Source organism: Pseudomonas resinovorans NBRC 106553 (genome assembly GCF_000412695.1).
Lineage (GTDB): Bacteria > Pseudomonadota > Gammaproteobacteria > Pseudomonadales > Pseudomonadaceae > Metapseudomonas > Metapseudomonas resinovorans_A.
In genome coordinates this window covers 4,922,043-4,939,133 of record NC_021499.1, presented here as the reverse complement: position 1 = coordinate 4,939,133, position 17,091 = coordinate 4,922,043, and the positions used below count along the sequence as shown (strand labels likewise).

The following is a 17,091-nucleotide window of genomic DNA, read 5'->3' as shown; positions in this document are numbered from 1 at the left end:
ACCTAGGCGTCGACCTGATGGCACGGTCGTCCGGCGGCCCATGCGCTGATGTTGTCCAGGGTGGTGCGGGCGATGGCGGCCAGGGCCTCGCGGGTGAGGAAGGCCTGGTGGGCGGTGATGATCACGTTGGGGAAGGTGAGCAGCCGCGCCAGCACGTCGTCCTGCAGGGGCAGGTCGGAACGGTCCTCGAAGAACAGGTTGGCTTCTTCTTCATAGACATCCAGGCCCAGGTAGCCGAGCTGGCCGGATTTCAGCGCCTCGATCAGTGCCGGGGTGTCCACCAGGGCGCCGCGCCCGGTGTTGATCAGCATCGCGCCATGCTTCATGTGCTCCAGGCTGCGGGCGTTGACCAGGTGCCGGGTGGCGTCGTTGAGCGGGCAGTGCAGGCTGACGATGTCGCTGTCGGCGAGCAGCTCCGGCAGTTCCACATAGACCGCACCCAGCGCCTCGACGCTGGGATTGCGCTGCGGGTCGTAGGCCAGCAGGCCGCAGCCGAATCCTGCCATGATCCGGGCGAAGGTGGCGCCGATCTGGCCGGTGCCGACCACGCCCACCGTCTTGCCCACCAGGTCGAAGCCGGTGAGTCCATGGAGGGTGAAGTCGCCCTCGCGGGTGCGGTTGTAGGCGCGGTGCAGGCGACGATTGAGGGCCAGGATCAGCGCAACCGAGTGTTCGGCCACGGCATGGGGCGAGTAGGCCGGTACCCGCACCACGGTCAGGCCCAGGCTCTTGGCGGCGGCCAGGTCCACGTGGTTGTAGCCGGCCGAGCGCAGGGCGATCAGGCGCGTGCCGCCACTGGCCAGGCGTTCCAGAACCGGGGCCGACAAGTCGTCGTTGATGAAGGCGCAGACCACGTCGAAGCCGTTGGCCAGCGTCGTGGTGTCGAGGGTCAGGCGCGTCGGCTGGAAGTGCAGCTCGAAGGTGGGGCTGGCGCCGAGGAAGCTTTCACGGTCATAGGCCTGGCTGCTGAACAAGATGGTGCGCATGAGTCCTCCTGGGTTGTCCAGCAGCATAGCTGGCGCTTGGCCAGCGCACCTTGTCCCGGATCAGGCTTCCGTCCGCGCCACCTCGGCGAGGCGGGCGATGGCCGCGTCCAGTTCCACCAGGGCCTGGGGTGCCGCCGAATCGTTCTGCTTGAGCAGGGTTTCGCTGCGCTGGCAGGCGGCGCGCAACTGCGGCACGCCGCAATAGCGGGTGGCGCCATGCAGGCGGTGGACCCGCTCGAGCAGGGTGGTGCGGTCGCCGCTGCGGGCGGCTTGCTGGATGGCATCGCGATCGGCGTCGAGGGAGGCCAGTAGCATGGACAGCATGTCGGCGGCGAGGTCCGCCTTGCCGGCTGCCAGGCGCAGGCCCTCTTCCGGGTCCAGCACGTCCAGGGCGTTGTCGTCCTGGTCGTCACGGCTTTGTCCTGCGCGCTGCGCCGCCAGGGCGCCGAGGCTCAAACCGCTCCACTTGAGCACCACCTGGGCCAATTGGCGTTCGCCAATGGGCTTGGTCAGGTAGTCGTCCATGCCACCCTGGAGCAGGGCGCGCTTCTCGTTGGCCAGGGCGTGGGCGGTGAGGGCGACTATGGGCACCGGGTCGATGCGCTGTTCGCTCTCCCAGCGGCGGATCACCTCGGTGGCCTGGGTGCCGTCCATGCCGGGCATCTGCACGTCCATGAGCACCAGGTCGAAGCGTTCACGCTGCACGGCCTCGATGGCGGCATAACCGCTGTCGACGGCGCGCACTTCGGCGCCCATGTCGCTCAGCAGGGTCTGCACCAGCAGCAGGTTGGCGGCGTTGTCGTCGACACAGAGCAGGCGTGGCGCGCGGCTGTTGTTGGTTGGCGGCAGCTCGATGCGCGGTTGTCGCGGATTGACCAGGCCGCTCAGGGCCTGCTGCAGCTTGCGGGTGCAGGCGGGTTTGGCCTGCAGCTGGCTGTGGGCCTCGGGCAGGGCGCGGTGATAGAGCGCCTGTTCGGTGGTGGGGCAGAGCACCAGGCTCTTGCAGCCGAGCTGCTCCAGTTCCCAGACGCGCTGGCTGAGCTGTTCCGGCGAAAGCGTCTGGACATCGGCGCTGATCACCGCCAGGCCGATGGGGCGGTTGCTCAGGCGGCGCGCGGCGACGTCGTCCACCAGGCTGGCGATGCTGGTGTGCTCCAGCACGTCCAGGCGGCAGTCCTCCAGCTGGTGGTGCAGCGACTGGCGGGTCAGCTCCTGGGGTTCGAGCACCGCCACGCGGCGACCTTCGAGGCTGGGCAGGGAGCTGTCGTCGATTTCGTCCAGGGACTTGGGCAGGCTGAGGGTGATCCAGAACTCCGAACCCACCCCGGCGTGCTGCTGACGCCGATCTCGCCGCCCATCTGCTCGATCAGGCGCTTGGAAATCACCAGGCCGAGGCCGGTGCCGCCGGCCTGGCGGGACAGCGAGTTGTCGGCCTGGGTGAAGGCCTGGAACAGGGCGCGCAGGTCGGCGTCGGTGAGGCCGATACCGGTGTCCTGCACGCTGATGCGCAATTGCGCCAGTTCGTCGTCGCTGTCGTCTTCGAGCATGGCGCGTACGGCGATGGTGCCTTCGCGGGTGAACTTGATGGCGTTGCTCACCAGGTTGGTCAGCACCTGCTTGAGGCGCATCGGGTCGCCCATCAGCTGCAGCGGGGTATCGCGGTAGACCAGGCTGACCAGCTCCAGGCGCTTCTCGTGGGCCGCCGGGGCGAGGATGGTCAGGGTGTCCTGGATCAGGTCGCGCAGGTTGAAGGGGATGTTCTCCAGCACCAGCTTGCCGGCCTCGATCTTCGAGAAGTCGAGCACCTCGTTGATGATGCCCAGCAGGCTGTCGGCGGATTTCTCGATGGTGTGCAGGTAGTCCTGCTGGCGCGAGGTGAGGTCGCTCTTCTTCAGCAGGTTGGTGAAGCCGAGGATGCCGTTGAGCGGGGTGCGGATCTCGTGGCTCATGTTGGCGAGGAACTCGGACTTGATGCGGCTGGCCTCCAGGGCCTCCTTGCGCGCCAGGTCCAGTTCGATGTTCTGGATCTCGATGGTCTCCAGGTTCTGGCGCACGTCCTCGGTGGCCTGGTCGATGTTGTGTTGCAGTTCTTCCTGGGCGGTCTGCAGCGCCTCGGCCATGCGGTTGATGCCCGAGGCCAGTTCGTCCAGTTCATGGCTGCCCAAGGGGGGCAGGCGGGTTTCCAGGCGACCTTCCTTGAGCAGCGCCACGCCTTGCTTGATGCGCCGCAGGGGTTCGTTGATGGCGCGGCTCATGCGCAGCGCCAGCAGGGCGGTGACGCCGAGCCCCGCGGCGATCAGCAACAGACTGGCCAGCAGGCTGCGGTAGCCGCGCAGCAGGGTGCCCTGGTGGGACATTTCCAGTTCCACCCAGCCCAGCACCTTGTCTGCGGGGAGCGGCGCGGTGTCGCCGGAGAGCACGCGATGGCGCTCGAACACCGGCTGCAGGAAGCGGGTGGCGTCGGTGTTGCTCTTGAGGGCGACGTTCTTGCCTTCGCCGTCGGGGCTCTCGTTGAGCATGCGCGGCCCGGCGTGGGCGAGGCGCTTGTGGTCGGCGCCGATGAAGCTCACGGCGCGCACGTCGGCCTGGTCGAGGGCGTGATCGGCGATGCGCTCCAGCAGCACGGCGTCGCCACGGATCAGGGCGGGGGCGGCGAGCGGCGCGAGGTCCTCGGCGATCATCTGGCCACGTTGCAGCAACTGAGTCTGCATGTCGGCCTGCTGCACCCAGGTGAAATAGCCGCCCAGCACCAGCGCCAACAGGCTGGTGGGCAGCAGCGTCAACAGGAGCACGCGGCTCTTGATGCCCAAATCCTTGTACACGCCGTCCTCTCCATGCGCTTTTCGCGCAGTGTAGCGACTCGGCGGGTGGGAATCTTCTGGCAGTCTTGTAGAATTCTGCCTGCGTAACGCAATCATTCCTATTTGCAGGTGCTGTCCATGCAAGCCCAATCCCGCGCTCCCGCCCGTATCCTCGCCATCGAGGATGACCCGTTGCTGGCCGCCCACCTGCACGACCACCTGCGCCACCGGGGCTTCGACGTCACCCTGCGGCAGGATGGCGAGGAAGGCCTGGGCCTGGCGCGGGAGGAGGACTTCGACCTGATCCTCATGGATATCCTGCTGCCCGGGCGCAGCGGCCTGGAGGTGCTGGCCAGCCTGCGCCACGAGCGCAAGGTGCCGGTGATCCTGATGTCCGCCCTGGGCGCCGAGCAGGACCGCATCGCCGGCTTCAGCCAGGGCGCCGACGACTACCTGCCCAAGCCCTTCAGCATGGGCGAGATGGAAGTACGCATCGAGGCTGTGCTGCGCCGGGTGGCCTATGAGCGCCAGGAGGCGCCGGTGGACCTTCCCCAGGACCCGCAGCTGGAGTTCTTCGAGCAGCGTACCGATGTGTGCCTGGGTGGCCAGTGGGCGGGATTCACGCCCACCGAGTACCGCCTGTTCGACCTGTTGTCGCGCAGCGCCGAGGAAGTGCTGAGCAAACCCTTCCTTTACCAGCAGGTGCTGCACCGGGCCTTCTCCCAGCATGACCGGTCCCTGGACATGCACGTCAGCCACATTCGTCGCAAGCTGCAGGCTGTGGGCTACTCCGCGGGACGAGTGGAAACGGTCTGGGGCAAGGGCTACGTACTGACCCGCCAGCCGTCATGAGAGTGCCTCGGCGGCATTCGCTGTTCTGGAAGCTGACCGGCGCGCTGGCGCTGTTCTGCCTGCTGCTGGTCAGCCTGTACGCCGACTTCGGCCGGCTGATCTATTCGGCCACATCGCACCTTTCCGATTCCGCCAAGTCGACGCTGACCGGGTTCGCGCGGGAGGCCGAGAGCGCCTGGAACGAACGCGGGGCCACCGGCGTGGACGAGTTCCTCCAGGAACTGCGCGAGCGCGAGCGGGTGTGGGCGGTGGTGGTGGGGCGGCAGGATCAGTCGCTTTCTTCCGAGCCCCTTACGTCCAGGGAGCTCGAACGCCTGGATTTCATCCGCCCACTGGACGGCTCCCTCGGGCGGCCCAATGGCTGGCCGACCTTCTATATCCCGTTCAGCGACGGTGAACATCGTCTGGTGCTGGAGCTGCCTCGCGAGCTGAGCCCGCGCAAGCACCTGGCGCTCCTCAACCTGGCCATGCAGCGGCTGTTGCCGGCACTGCTGGCGGTGCTGCTGGGCATCGTGCTGTATCGGGCGCTGATCGTGCCCCTGGGCATCCTCCATCGCCAGGCCGGGACCTTGAGCTCCGGCAAGTTGTCAGCACGGGTCGGTCCCCTGGTTACCGAACGACGCGACGAATTCGGCGAACTCGGACGCGCCTTCGACCATATGGCCGAACGTCTGGAGCACACCGTCGACTTCCAGCGGCAACTGTTGCGGGACCTGTCCCATGAGCTGCGCACTCCCTTGAGCCGTCTCCGCGTGGCGGGAGAGCACGCCACGGACGTGACCGAGCTGCGCCAGCGCCTGGAGCGCGAGGTGCAGCTCATGGAGCAGCTGATCGGCGACATCCTCGAACTGGCCTGGCTGGATACAGAGCGGCCGCAGCTGCCGGTGGAGGCGGTGGACGTGGGGCGGCTCTGGGAAGTGGTGCGGGAGAACGCCGGCTTCGAAAGCGGCTGGCCGATCGAGCGGATGCCCTCCGCGTTGCCGGCCGACTGCCGGGTGGGCGGCCACTTGAATGGCCTGGCCCACGCCTTGGAGAACATCCTGCGCAACGCCATCCGGCACTCGCCGCTGGACGGCCAGGTGAGCCTGGGTGGCCGCCGCGAGGGCGACGTCTGGCATCTCTGGGTGGATGACCAGGGGCCCGGCGTGGCCGAGGACAAGCTGGAAGCCATTTTCCTGCCCTTCACCCGCCTCAACGCCGCCCGGCCCGGTGGAGATGGCTTCGGCCTCGGGCTGTCGATCGCTCGCAGCATGCTGCAACTGCAGGGTGGCGAGTTGTGGGCGGAGAACCGGGAAAGGGGCCTGCGCATGAACATTCGGCTGAGAATGTATAGTTTGTAAATCAGATTTACTATCAAATAAGAATATATAGCATTTGCTGCCATTCCCGGGCTGACCCCTGGGCGGGTCGGCTAGTTCCGGCCAGGCAGGATGCGCATCCGCGACCTGACTCCATCGCCCTCGTGTTGCCGATATTGGTAGCGCCGTGTCCTTCGGCCCGGGTTCATCCGTACGAAGGAGATGGGAATGCAGTCGTGCTTCAACCTCAGCCACCTGACACTGGCCCTGCTTGCGATGTCCGCGCCGGGCCTGGGCTACGCCGAAACCCTGGAAATCGAAGGCAGTGAAGTGCCGGTGCAGTCCACCGACCTGCCGGTGGATGGCAGCATCCAGGCGCTGGAGCTGGAGAATACCCATGTACTGGGCTCCGCCCAGCAGGAGCTGAGGCAGGCGCCGGGTGTGTCCATCATCACCAGCGAGGACATCCAGCGCCGTCCGCCGGTCAATGACATTTCCGACATCGTGCGCAAGATGCCCGGCGTCAACCTCACCGGTAACAGCGCCAGCGGATCGCGCGGCAACAACCGCCAGATCGACCTGCGCGGCATGGGGCCGGAGAACACGCTGATCCTGATCGACGGCAAGCCGGTCACCTCGCGCAACGCCGTTCGGTACACCCGTGCCGGCGAGCGTGACACCCGTGGCGATAGCAACTGGGTACCGGCCGAGCAGGTCGAGCGCATCGAAGTGCTGCGCGGCCCGGCGGCGGCCCGCTATGGCTCGGGCTCCATGGGCGGTGTGGTGAACATCATCACCAAGCGTCCCACCGACGAGTTCCACGGCTCGCTGACCGCCTTCACCAACCTGCCCGAAGACGATGCCGAAGGCATGACCAGGCGCACCAACTTCAGCCTCAGCGGTCCGCTTACCGAGAACCTGACCTTCCGCGTCTACGGCAACCTCAACAAGACCGATGCGGATGACTCGGACATCAACCTCGCGCATACCGACGCCGCCGCCGGCTCTTCCCTGGCCGCTGGCCGCGAGGGTGTGCGCAATCGGGACATCAATGGGTTGGTCAGCTGGGCGCTGGATGAGCGGCAGACCCTGGACTTCGAGGCCGGCTTCAGCCGCCAGGGCAATATCTACGCTGGCGACGTGGGCACCGGCGCCACCGACTCGCAGAACCCGAACAGCATCATCTCCGACCTGATCGGGCGCGAAACCAACACCATGTACCGCGAGAACTATTCCATGACCCACCACGGCGATTGGGACTTCGGTACGTCGCGGGTCACCGCCCAGTACGAGAACACCCGCAACAGGCGCTTCCTCGAAGGCCAGACCGGTAGCGTCGACGGCGACATCAGTGCCGACGCCCAGCGCGCCACCAGCACCTATGACAGCTACCTGGTGGACGGTCAGCTGGATATCCCGATGGAGCTGATGGTGCAGCAGGTGCTGACCCTGGGCGCCGAATGGAACCGCCAGGAACTGGACGACCCTTCGACCCTCAACCGGAGCATCGGCAGCGACTGGTCCGCGCTGCCCAACTCCGCCGCCGGTTCGCGCTCGACCCGCATGGACGCCACCCTCATGGCCGTCTACGTCGAAGACAACATCGAGATGACCCGCGACTGGATTCTCACGCCCGGCCTGCGCCTGGACCACCATGACCAGTTCGGCAGCAACTGGAGTCCGAGCCTGAACACCAGCTACAAGCTCACCGACGAACTCACTCTCCAGGGTGGTATCGCCCGTGCCTTCAAGGCGCCGAACCTGTACCAGTCCAACCCCAACTATCTGTACCGCAGCAACGGCAACGGCTGCGCCGCGGGCACCACGGCGGGCGGCGGGTGCTATGTACTGGGTAACGCCAACCTGGACCCGGAAACCAGCATCAACAAGGAACTCGGCATCAGCTTCGTGCGTGATGGCTGGAGCGCGGGTATCACCTACTTCCGCAACGATTACGACAACAAGATCGTGTCGTCGAACGTGGTGGTCGATACCATCACCAACCCGGGCAACCCGAGCCAGTTCGCCGGCATCCTGCAGTGGGACAACGCCAGCGACGCGGTGGTCAAGGGCTGGGAAGGCAACCTCGGTATCCCGCTTATGGGCGAGGCAGGTAAGGTGTTGAGCTGGAACACCAACTTCACCTACATGCAGGACAACAAGGACGGCGACGGCAACCCGCTGTCGGTGGTGCCGGAGTACACGGTCAACACCATGCTCGACTGGCAGGTCAACCAACAGTTGTCCCTGAGCCTCACCGGCACCTACTACGGCAGGCAGGAGCCGCGTGTGGTCAACCCCACCCGGGACACCGTGGTCAGTGCCGACAACGAGTTGCGTGACCGCGATCCGTACCATATCTGGGGCGTTGGCGGCATTTACCAGGTGAACGACAACCTGTCCTTCGGCGCCGGCATCAACAACCTGTTCGACAAGCGCCTGTTCCGCGAAGGCGCGGGCACCAGTGCCGGTGCCAACACCTACAACGAGCCGGGACGCTCCTTCTACGCCAGCGTCACCACGTCCTTCTGATCCACAGGCAATCGCCCGCCAGGAGTTGCAGACCCCGGCGGGCCTTTGCCGTTGCGCGGGACAACCCATGATCCAGAACACAGAAGGCCGTCTGCCGACCCTGCGGGGCCCAGGCGAGGAGAGTTCCACATGAAGGGCGCAATGACGCTGTCGCGAGTCCTCGCCGCCGTGTTCGGCGGCTACCTGTTCACCTATGCGTTCACTGCGGCCCTGGCGCGGCTGCTGCCCATGGCCCCGGGGGACGCGATGATCGTCGCCACCCTGGCGTCCTTCCTGATCTACGCCCTCGCCATCCTCTGGGCGTTCGCCTGCAAGAGCCTGTGGCGCATGTGGGGCGGCCTCGCCCTGGCGTTGCCGCTGGCCCTGGTTGGGTTCTGGCCACAACTGATGAGGGGCCCGGCATGAAGCCGCAGACGCTCACCCAATCCATGTCCTGGCTGCACACCTGGAGTGGCCTGGTTTTCGGTTGGCTGCTGTTCGCCATTTTCCTTACCGGAACCCTGGCGGTGTTCGACAAGGAGATCGATACCTGGATGCGTCCGGAGGTACCGGCCCACCAGGTGAGCCAGGTCGAGGCCGCGCAACGCGCGCTGGCTTACCTGGAAGCCCACCATGCCGGTGCCAGCGCCTGGAACATCGGCCTGCCCACCGAGCGTTCGCCGGGCCTCAGTGTTTCCGCCGGGGAGCAGCGTCGGGGCGGCGGCGTGCAGCTGGACCCGCGCAGCGGAGAACGCCTGGACGTGCGCGAGACGGCAGGCGGCGGCTTCTTCTTCCGTTTCCACTTCACCCTCGACCTGCCGCGTGACATCGGCATCTGGGTGGTGGGCCTGGCGGCCATGGTGATGTTGGTCCTGCTGATCTCGGGAATCATCATCCACAAGAAGATCTTCAAGGAGTTCTTCACCTTCCGCCCGGCCAAGGGCCAGCGCTCCTGGCTCGACGCCCACAACGCCGCCGGGGTGCTGGTGCTGCCGTTCCACCTGATGATCGCCTACACCGGCCTGGTGATCTTCTACCTCATCTACATGCCGGCGGCGGTGGATGCGATGTTCGACGGTAACCGCGAGGCGGCCTTCGGTCGTGGCGGGCATGGCGGTGGTGAACAGCACCAGCGCCAGGGCGGCCGTGGCGACCAGGTGGCCGTGGCGAGCGCCGAACTGACCGATCTTGCGCCCGTCCTGGCCGAGGCGACGCGGGTGCTGGGGCCGATCAGCGGGCTTTCCATCCAGAATCCCGGCCGCGCGAATGCCCGGATCGAGGCGCGCCCGGTGCTGGGCAATCGCATCGAGCTGACCAAGGGAATGAGCATGCAATTCGACGGGGTGACCGGCAGGGTCCTGCGCATGCCCAACGAAGGCCGGCCGGCGCAGCTCACCCAGAAGGTGATGGCGGGCCTGCACTTCGCCCAGTTCGGCGGCTACCCCATGCGCTGGCTCTACTTCATCTGCGGCCTGGTGAGCAGCGGGATGATCGCTACCGGCCTCGTGCTGTTCACCGTCAAGCGCCGTCGCCGGCCAGATGCCGAGGGTGCCACGGCGGCCTGGCTGTACCGCGTCGCCGAGCCGGTGAACGTGGCGGTGGTGGCGGGCCTTACCCTGGCCTGCGTCGGCATGTTCTGGGCCAATCGCCTGCTGCCGGTGGACCTGGCCCAGCGCGGCGGCTGGGAAGTGCGGGTGTTCTTCGCCATCTGGGCCCTCAGCCTGGGGCATGCCTGCCTGCGCCCGACCCTGGCGGCCTGGCGCGAACAACTGGGGCTGGCGGCGTTGCTCTGCCTGGCGCTGCCTCTGGCCAGTTTCCTCACCCTGGAAGAGCCTTGGGCCGAGCCCGGCCGCTGTTTGCTGGAACTCACGGCGCTGGCCTGCGGGTTGCTGCTGGTGTGGACCATACGCAAGGTCCGTCCACGGGGCGAAGAGGCGGCCACAGGTCGACCGAGCCGCAAACTGGCGGAGGTGAACTGAGATGGCGATTGCCTTGCTGGCCGGCCTGTGGTTGGCCTACGTCGGGATGCTGGCGCTGTGCCTGGGGATGGAGCGTCATTTCAAGCAAGTCTGGCAGCGCTCGCCCAGGCCCGCGCTTCGCCACGGGCTGCGGGCCGGGGGCTGGCTGGCCCTGGTCCTGAGCCTCTTGGCCAGCGTGGCCGCCTGGGGCTGGGCCATGGGGCCGGTGGGCTGGTTCGGCCTGATTTCCCTGGCGGGCTTCGGCCTGGTCCTGTTGCTGCCCTATCGGCCGCGTCTGGCTGCCGGTCTGCCGCTGTTCGCAATGCCGCTGATGCTACTGGCCTGGGCGGTGGGACTGTAGGGGCGATTCAGGCGCCGGCGTAAGCCGCCAGGGCCTGGCGGTCGCTGTCGTCGCCCAGTTCGGCGGCGCGTTGGTGGTAGGCCAGGGCCAGGGCGCGGATGCGCGGCTCACCGGCCTCGGCCAGGCTGACGCGGCCGACCCGCAGGAAGTTGAGGTTGCCGCCTTCCAGGGCCCGCTGCAGCCAGTGGATGGCCGCATCCACCTCGCCACGGGCGGCGAGCACGGCGGCATGGCTGAACTGGCCACGGAAGTCGCCACCTTCGGCCGAACGGCGGTACCAGGCATAGGCGACCTCGGGGTGGGCCTCCACCGTGATGCCTTCCTCGTAGTAGCGGCCCACCAGGTTCATCGACTTGGCATGACCCAGCTCGGCGGCGCGGCGGTACAGCGCCAGGGCCTGCCCTTGGTCGCGGGCCACGCCACGGCCGGTGGCGAGCATGCCGGCGTAGTTGTACATGGCCCAGTCCAGCCCGCTGGCCGCCGCCTGCCGGTAGTGGCCAGCGGCGGCTTCCGGCTCGACCGGTCCGCCCCAACCCTGCTCCAGGCAACGGCCGAGCATGTTGCGCGCCATGCTGTCGCCGCGTTCGGCGGCGATCCGGAACCAGGTACGCGCCAGGGCCGGGTCGCGCTCGATGCCGTGGCCGTCGAGGAGGATCTGGCCGAGCAGCGTCTGGGCCTCGACGACGCCTTCGCGGGCGGCGGCGAGGATGGTGCGCGAGGCTTCAAGCGGGTCGCCTTTGAGGCGCGCGCGCACCTCGTCGTCACCCAGGGATTCGGTACGGGTCAGGGTGTAGGACATGGGCTAGACCTCGGCCCAGCGGCGCAGCAGGTTGTGGTAGTTGCCGGTGAGCTGGAGCAGGGCGGAATGCCCCGGCACGTCGCGGGCGAGGCTCTGGATGGCCTGGTCCATCTCGAACAGCAGGGCGCGCTGGCTGTCCTCGCGGACCATGCTCTGGACCCAGAAGAACGACGCCAGCCGTGCACCACGGGTGACCGGCTCGACCTTGTGCAGGCTGCTGGCGGGGTAGATCACCAGGTCGCCCGCCGCGTGTTTGACACGGTGGCTGCCGTAGGTGTCCTGGATCACCAGTTCGCCACCGTCGTAGGACTCGGGCTCGCTGAAGAACAGGGTGGCGGATACGTCGGTGCGCACCTGTTCGGGGCTGCCCTGGATGGCGCGTATGGCGTTGTCGATGTGGTAGCCGAAGCTGCCGCCGGCGGTGTAGCGATTGAACAGCGGCGGATAGACCTTGCAGGGCAGCACGGCGGAGACGAACAGGGGGTGGTTCCACAGGCGTTGCAGCATGGCGCTGCTGATTTCGCGAGCCAGCGGGTCGCCCTCCGCCAGTTGCTGGTTGTGCTTGGCGCTGGCCGATTGGTAGCCGGCGGTGACCTTGCCATCCGCCCACTCGGCCTGCTCCAGGGCCCCACGGATGCGGGTGACCTCTTCGGCGGTGAAGATGCCGGGAATGTGCAGAAGCATGCTGGGTCACCGGGGGGTATCTGAAGGGGAGGCGAATAGTATTTATTTTCATTCAGACTGTAAAACCGGGGCGCGAATCGGCCGGAGCGAGGCGCGGGAGCGACTTTGTAAATCTTGTAAAAACAAGCGAATGAGAATCCATGTCAACTGTTACTGGTAATGATTTGAAATGGATTCCGCGGCCTCGGCTATCCCAGGGGAGGGGAAACGATGTCGCGTCACGCTATGGAACCCAGCATTTCAACCCAGCGCCTGCTGGCTTCGGCCATCGGCATGGCCATCGGCGCGATGTCGGTCGCCCCCGCTCTGCATGCGGCCGAGGCGAAGAAGGAGAACGACGGCGTCGTCTCCCTGGATGCCACCTCGGTGGTGGGCGAGAAGTCCGACGGCACCAGTTACCAGGTGGAGCGCACCTCGTCGCCGAAGATGACCGCGCCGCTGGTGGATACGCCGCGCTCGGTGACCGTGGTGCCGCAGCAAGTGATCCGCGATACCGCCGCCGTTTCCCTGCAGGACGCCCTGCGTACCGTGCCGGGTATCACCATGGACGCCGGCGAGGGCGGCAACCCCCAGGGCGACCGTCCCTTCATCCGCGGCTTCGATGCCCAGAGCGACACCTTCCTGGACGGCGTGCGTGACACCGGCGCCCAGACCCAGCGCTACACCGCCGATATCAACCGGCAGTTCCTCGACAGCGGCGCGTTCCGCCTCAACCTGGTGAGTCACGAGAGCAACGTCGCCGGCCGCGATAAGGTCGACTACGACCGTTGGGGCGTGGCGCCGTCGCTGGCCTTTGGCCTGGGCACCGACACCCGCGTGAACCTCGACTACTACCACCTGGAAAGCGACGACCTGCCGGACTCGGGCATTCCCTACGGCTACTCGGTGGGCACCACCCATACCGCCGCCCGCCCGGACAAGCGCACCGACGGCGGCGACAGCAGCAACTTCTACGGCCTGACCAACCGCGACTTGCGCAAGACCCGGACGGACATCGCCACCTTCGCCTTCGAGCACGACCTCAGCGACTCGCTGACCATCAGGAACACCCTGCGCCACGGCAGCAGCATGCAGGACTACATCCTGACCCAGCCGGACGACAGCCAGGGCAACGTGCGCAACGGCACGGTCTGGCGTAGCGCCAACACCCGCGTCAGCAACACCGACACCTCCACCAACCAGACCGATCTGTTCGGTGATTTCTACCTGGCCGGCTTCAAGAACAGCTTCTCTACCGGTATCGAGTTCACCCGCGAGGAGTCGGATCGCTCCAGCTACAACGTCGACACCAACACCAACGGTCCGGGCGGCGCCAACAAGTGCGTCCCGGCGATCATCGGTGCGCCCAGCGGCTACAACTGCACCTCGCTGTCCAACCCGAATCCCAACGATCCCTGGTCGGGCGCCATCTCGCGCAACTACGCCAGCACCGAAACCACCGGTGACACCCGCGCGGTCTACTTCTTCGACACCATCGAGCTGGACCCGCAGTGGCTGCTCAATGTCGGCCTGCGCTACGACAACTTCCAGACCGACTCCAAGACCAAGTCGGCGGCTGGCGCCACCACCTTCAAGACCTCGGACACCAGCGAGTTCGTCAACGGCCAGTTGGGCCTGGTGTGGAAGCCCGCCGAGAACGGCAGCGTCTACGCGTCCTACGCCACCTCCGCGACGCCGCCCGGCGCCATGCTCGGCGAAGGTCAGGACGGCAACCCGCTGCCGAGCTCCGTCGGCACCCCCACCAGCATCGTCAGCGACCTGGAGCCGGAAGAGACCACCAACTACGAGCTGGGCACCAAGTGGGACGTGCTGGACAACCGCCTCTCGCTGACGGCCGCGATCTTCCGCACCGAGAAGGAGAACACCCGCGTCCTGGTCAGCAACTACACCTATGAGAACGCCGGCAAGACCCGTGTGGACGGGATCGAGCTGACCGCCAGCGGCAAGCTGACCGACAAGTGGCAGGTGTTCGCCGGCTACAGCTACCTGGACAGCGAGGTGGTAGACCCGGGCGCCGTGGGCAACCGCGCCGGTGTGGTGACCAGCGGCGTCAACCCGGCCAAGGGCAATGAGCTGCCCAACACGCCGAAGAACAGCTTCAGCCTGTGGACCACCTATGAAGTGGTGCCGAAGCTGACCATCGGCGGCGGTGCCTTCTATGTGGACGACGTGTTCGGCGATACCAACAACACCGTGTACGTGCCGTCCTACTGGCGCTACGACGCCATGGCCAGCTACCAGCTGACCGAGAACGTCGACCTGCAGCTGAACGTGCAGAATCTCACCGACGAGGTCTACTACGACAAGGCCTACTCGGCGCACTTCGCCAACCAGGCGGCGGGCCGCACGGCGCTGTTCACCACCAGCGTGCACTTCTGATGCGCTGACGAAAAAGCCCCGACCGGGAAACCGGCCGGGGCTTTCTCATTCCGGGGTTCCCCCGGATGGGCAAGGGCGGGCAACATGCTTTTTCGTTCCATATATATAGCTGCACGCCATAAGCCCAAACGCTTGCGCGATATGGCGTCGCGCGGTTTGCCGCTATCATATGCACCCCCTGCGTCTGGATTGCGAAACCCGCCATGACTCTGCAGTACCCCACAATCGCCGATTGCATCGGCCATACCCCGCTGGTGCGTTTGCAGCGCCTGGCTGGTGAAACCAGCAACACCCTCCTGGTCAAGCTCGAAGGCAACAATCCCGCCGGTTCGGTGAAGGATCGCCCGGCCCTGTCGATGATCACCCGCGCCGAACTGCGCGGCGACATCCAGCCCGGCGACACCCTGATCGAGGCCACTTCCGGCAACACCGGCATCGCCCTGGCCATGGCTGCGGCCATCAAGGGCTACAAGATGATGCTGATCATGCCCGACAACATGAGCGCCGAACGCAAGGCCGCCATGACCGCCTATGGCGCCGAGCTGATCCTGGTGAGCCGCGAAGAGGGCATGGAAGGCGCTCGCGACCTGGCCGAAAGCCTGCAGCGCGGTGGTCGTGGCAAGGTGCTGGACCAGTTCGCCAACGGTGACAACCCCGAGGCCCACTACGTCGGCACCGGCCCGGAAATCTGGCAGCAGACCCAGGGCGGCATCACCCACTTCATCAGCTCCATGGGCACCACGGGCACCATCATGGGTGTGTCGCGCTACCTCAAGGAGCAGAACCCGGCCATCCAGATCGTCGGCCTGCAGCCCCAGGAAGGTTCGGCGATCCCCGGCATCCGTCGCTGGCCCCAGGAATACCTGCCGAAGATCTACCAGGCCGAGCGCGTCGACCGGGTGGTGGACATGGCCCAGAGCGAGGCCGAGGACACCATGCGCCGATTGGCGCGCGAGGAAGGCATCTTCTGCGGCGTGTCTTCCGGCGGCGCGGTGGCGGCCATGTTGCGCCTGTCCCGCGAAGTGGAGAACGCCACCATGGTGGCGATCATCTGCGACCGTGGTGATCGCTACCTTTCCACCGGCATCTACGAAGATCCGAATGTCCCGGCGTAACTCCGGCCTGCGCTTCCAGCCCAGCGGCGGAGCGCGGACCCCCCAGGTTCCGGTGGGCAAGAAACAGCGGCTCGCCATCGAGCGGCTGGCCAACGACGGGCGTGGTATCGCCTTCCTCGAAGGGCGCACCTGGTTCGTCGCCGGTGCCTTGCCCGACGAAGAAGTGGAAGCCCGCGTGCTGGCGGCCCGCAGCCAGGTGGTGGATGCCCGCACCGAGCGCGTCCTGCGCGCCAGCCCGTTGCGCGTGGTGCCGCCCTGCGAGCATGCCGGCCATTGCGGCGGCTGCACCCTGCAGCATCTGCCCCATAGCGATCAGGTCGCCCTCAAACAGCGCACCCTGGCCGAGCAGTTGGCGCGTTTCGCCGACCTGGTGCCGCAGACCTGGGCGGCCCCACTTGTGGGGACCGAATTCGGTTATCGACGTCGCGCCCGCATCGCCGTGCGCTGGGACGCCAAGGCGCGCCAGCTGGAAGTCGGCTTCCGCGCGGCTTCCAGCCAGGCGATAGTCGGGATCAAGGATTGCCAGGTACTGGTACAGCCCTTGCAGCCTGTAATGCGCGCGCTGCCCGATCTGTTGCGTGGCCTGGAAAAGCCCCAGGCGGTTGGTCACGTCGAGCTGTTCCACGGCACCGCCTCGGCGTTGCTGCTGCGGCATACCCAGCCCCTGGGCGAGCTCGACCTGCAGCGTCTGCGCGAGTTCTGCGCGGCGCACCAGGCGCAGCTCTGGCTGCACGGCGAGGGCGAGCCCCAGCCGGACCAGGCCGGGGCGCGACTGGGCTATCGCCTTGAGCGCTGGGACCTGGAGCTTGAATATCGCCCCGGCGACTTCGTTCAAGTGAATGAGGCCGTCAACGAGGCGATGGTGGCCCAGGCGCTAGACTGGTTGAATCCGCAACCGGGCGAGCGTGTACTGGATCTGTTCTGCGGGCTCGGCAACTTCGCCTTGCCGCTGGCGCGCCAGGTGCGCGAAGTGGTGGCGGTGGAAGGTGTCGAGGCTATGGTGGAAAGGGCGCGCGGCAATGCCGTGGCCAACGGCCTGGATAATCTGCACTTCCACCAGGCCGACCTGTCGAACCCCTTGGCCAATGCCTCCTGGGCGCGGCAGGGATTCGACGCCGTGTTGCTCGATCCGCCGCGGGACGGTGCCTTCGAAGCCGTTCGGCAGATGACTGCAACCGGAGCGCGACGCGTGGTCTATGTATCCTGCAACCCAGCGACCCTGGCGCGCGACAGCGCCGAACTGGTCAAGCAGGGATACCAGTTGAAGAAGGCCGGGATCCTCGACATGTTTCCTCAGACGGCCCATGTCGAGGCCATGGCGTTATTCGAGGCGGGCTAGGAAGCCCG

At 66.6% G+C, this 17,091-nt stretch carries 12 protein-coding genes and 1 pseudogene; 9 read left to right on the top strand and 4 right to left on the bottom strand.

What is annotated here, in order from left to right; all coding sequences use genetic code 11:
- Nucleotides 1-2 precede the first annotated feature (2 nt).
- Both PCA10_RS22210 and PCA10_RS22205 read right to left on the bottom strand, forming a co-directional pair.
- The gene (locus PCA10_RS22210) at nt 3-986 is read right to left on the bottom strand and encodes a 2-hydroxyacid dehydrogenase (RefSeq protein WP_016494334.1); all 984 of its coding nucleotides are present in this window, start codon (nt 984-986) and stop codon (nt 3-5) included.
- A gap of 60 nt (nt 987-1,046) precedes the next feature.
- Nucleotides 1,047-3,808 (bottom strand): annotated as a pseudogene (locus PCA10_RS22205) (ATP-binding protein).
- A gap of 117 nt (nt 3,809-3,925) precedes the next feature.
- Here PCA10_RS22205 and PCA10_RS22200 point away from each other — a divergent pair.
- The 6 genes from PCA10_RS22200 to PCA10_RS22175 all read left to right on the top strand — a co-directional run bounded on the left by PCA10_RS22200 (nt 3,926) and on the right by PCA10_RS22175 (nt 10,767).
- On the top strand, nt 3,926-4,639 hold the full coding sequence (locus PCA10_RS22200; RefSeq protein ID WP_041770401.1) for a response regulator transcription factor: 714 nt from the start codon (nt 3,926-3,928) through the stop codon (nt 4,637-4,639).
- Complete coding sequence (locus PCA10_RS22195) at nt 4,636-5,979, top strand: histidine kinase sensor domain-containing protein (protein ID WP_016494330.1); 1,344 nt, start codon at nt 4,636-4,638, stop codon at nt 5,977-5,979. Before PCA10_RS22200 ends, PCA10_RS22195 begins: the two co-directional genes overlap by 4 nt.
- 186 nt (nt 5,980-6,165) lie before the next feature.
- Nucleotides 6,166-8,469, top strand: a complete 2,304-nt coding sequence (locus PCA10_RS22190; RefSeq protein WP_016494329.1) for a FepA family TonB-dependent siderophore receptor — start codon at nt 6,166-6,168, stop codon at nt 8,467-8,469.
- A gap of 129 nt (nt 8,470-8,598) precedes the next feature.
- Nucleotides 8,599-8,874 (top strand): hypothetical protein, encoded by a 276-nt coding sequence (locus tag PCA10_RS22185; protein WP_016494328.1) that lies wholly within the window; start codon nt 8,599-8,601, stop codon nt 8,872-8,874.
- Nucleotides 8,871-10,427 (top strand): PepSY-associated TM helix domain-containing protein, encoded by a 1,557-nt coding sequence (locus PCA10_RS22180; protein WP_016494327.1) that lies wholly within the window; start codon nt 8,871-8,873, stop codon nt 10,425-10,427. The genes PCA10_RS22185 and PCA10_RS22180 overlap by 4 nt, the downstream gene beginning before the upstream one ends.
- A 1-nt stretch (nt 10,428) precedes the next feature.
- Nucleotides 10,429-10,767, top strand: coding sequence for a DUF3325 domain-containing protein (locus PCA10_RS22175; protein ID WP_016494326.1), 339 nt, complete (start codon nt 10,429-10,431; stop codon nt 10,765-10,767).
- A 7-nt stretch (nt 10,768-10,774) separates the two neighbouring features.
- Here the strand turns inward: PCA10_RS22175 and PCA10_RS22170 are convergent, their stop codons facing one another.
- Nucleotides 10,775-11,566 (bottom strand): tetratricopeptide repeat protein, encoded by a 792-nt coding sequence (locus PCA10_RS22170; protein ID WP_016494325.1) that lies wholly within the window; start codon nt 11,564-11,566, stop codon nt 10,775-10,777.
- Nucleotides 11,567-11,569: 3 nt separating this feature from the next.
- On the bottom strand, nt 11,570-12,250 hold the full coding sequence (locus tag PCA10_RS22165) for a Fe2+-dependent dioxygenase (RefSeq protein ID WP_016494324.1): 681 nt from the start codon (nt 12,248-12,250) through the stop codon (nt 11,570-11,572).
- A gap of 210 nt (nt 12,251-12,460) precedes the next feature.
- Between PCA10_RS22165 and PCA10_RS22160 the strand changes: the two genes are divergently transcribed.
- The 3 genes from PCA10_RS22160 (at nt 12,461) to rlmD (ending at nt 17,083) form a co-directional block, all read left to right on the top strand.
- Nucleotides 12,461-14,629: a TonB-dependent receptor gene (locus tag PCA10_RS22160; RefSeq protein WP_016494323.1), complete on the top strand. Its 2,169-nt coding sequence runs from the start codon at nt 12,461-12,463 to the stop codon at nt 14,627-14,629.
- Between the two features lie 203 nt (nt 14,630-14,832).
- Nucleotides 14,833-15,744, top strand: coding sequence for a cysteine synthase CysM (gene cysM / locus PCA10_RS22155; RefSeq protein WP_016494322.1), 912 nt, complete (start codon nt 14,833-14,835; stop codon nt 15,742-15,744).
- A complete protein-coding gene (rlmD, locus tag PCA10_RS22150; RefSeq protein ID WP_016494321.1) occupies nt 15,731-17,083 on the top strand; it encodes a 23S rRNA (uracil(1939)-C(5))-methyltransferase RlmD in 1,353 nt (450 codons plus the stop codon). The genes cysM and rlmD overlap by 14 nt, the downstream gene beginning before the upstream one ends.
- Nucleotides 17,084-17,091 lie beyond the last annotated feature (8 nt).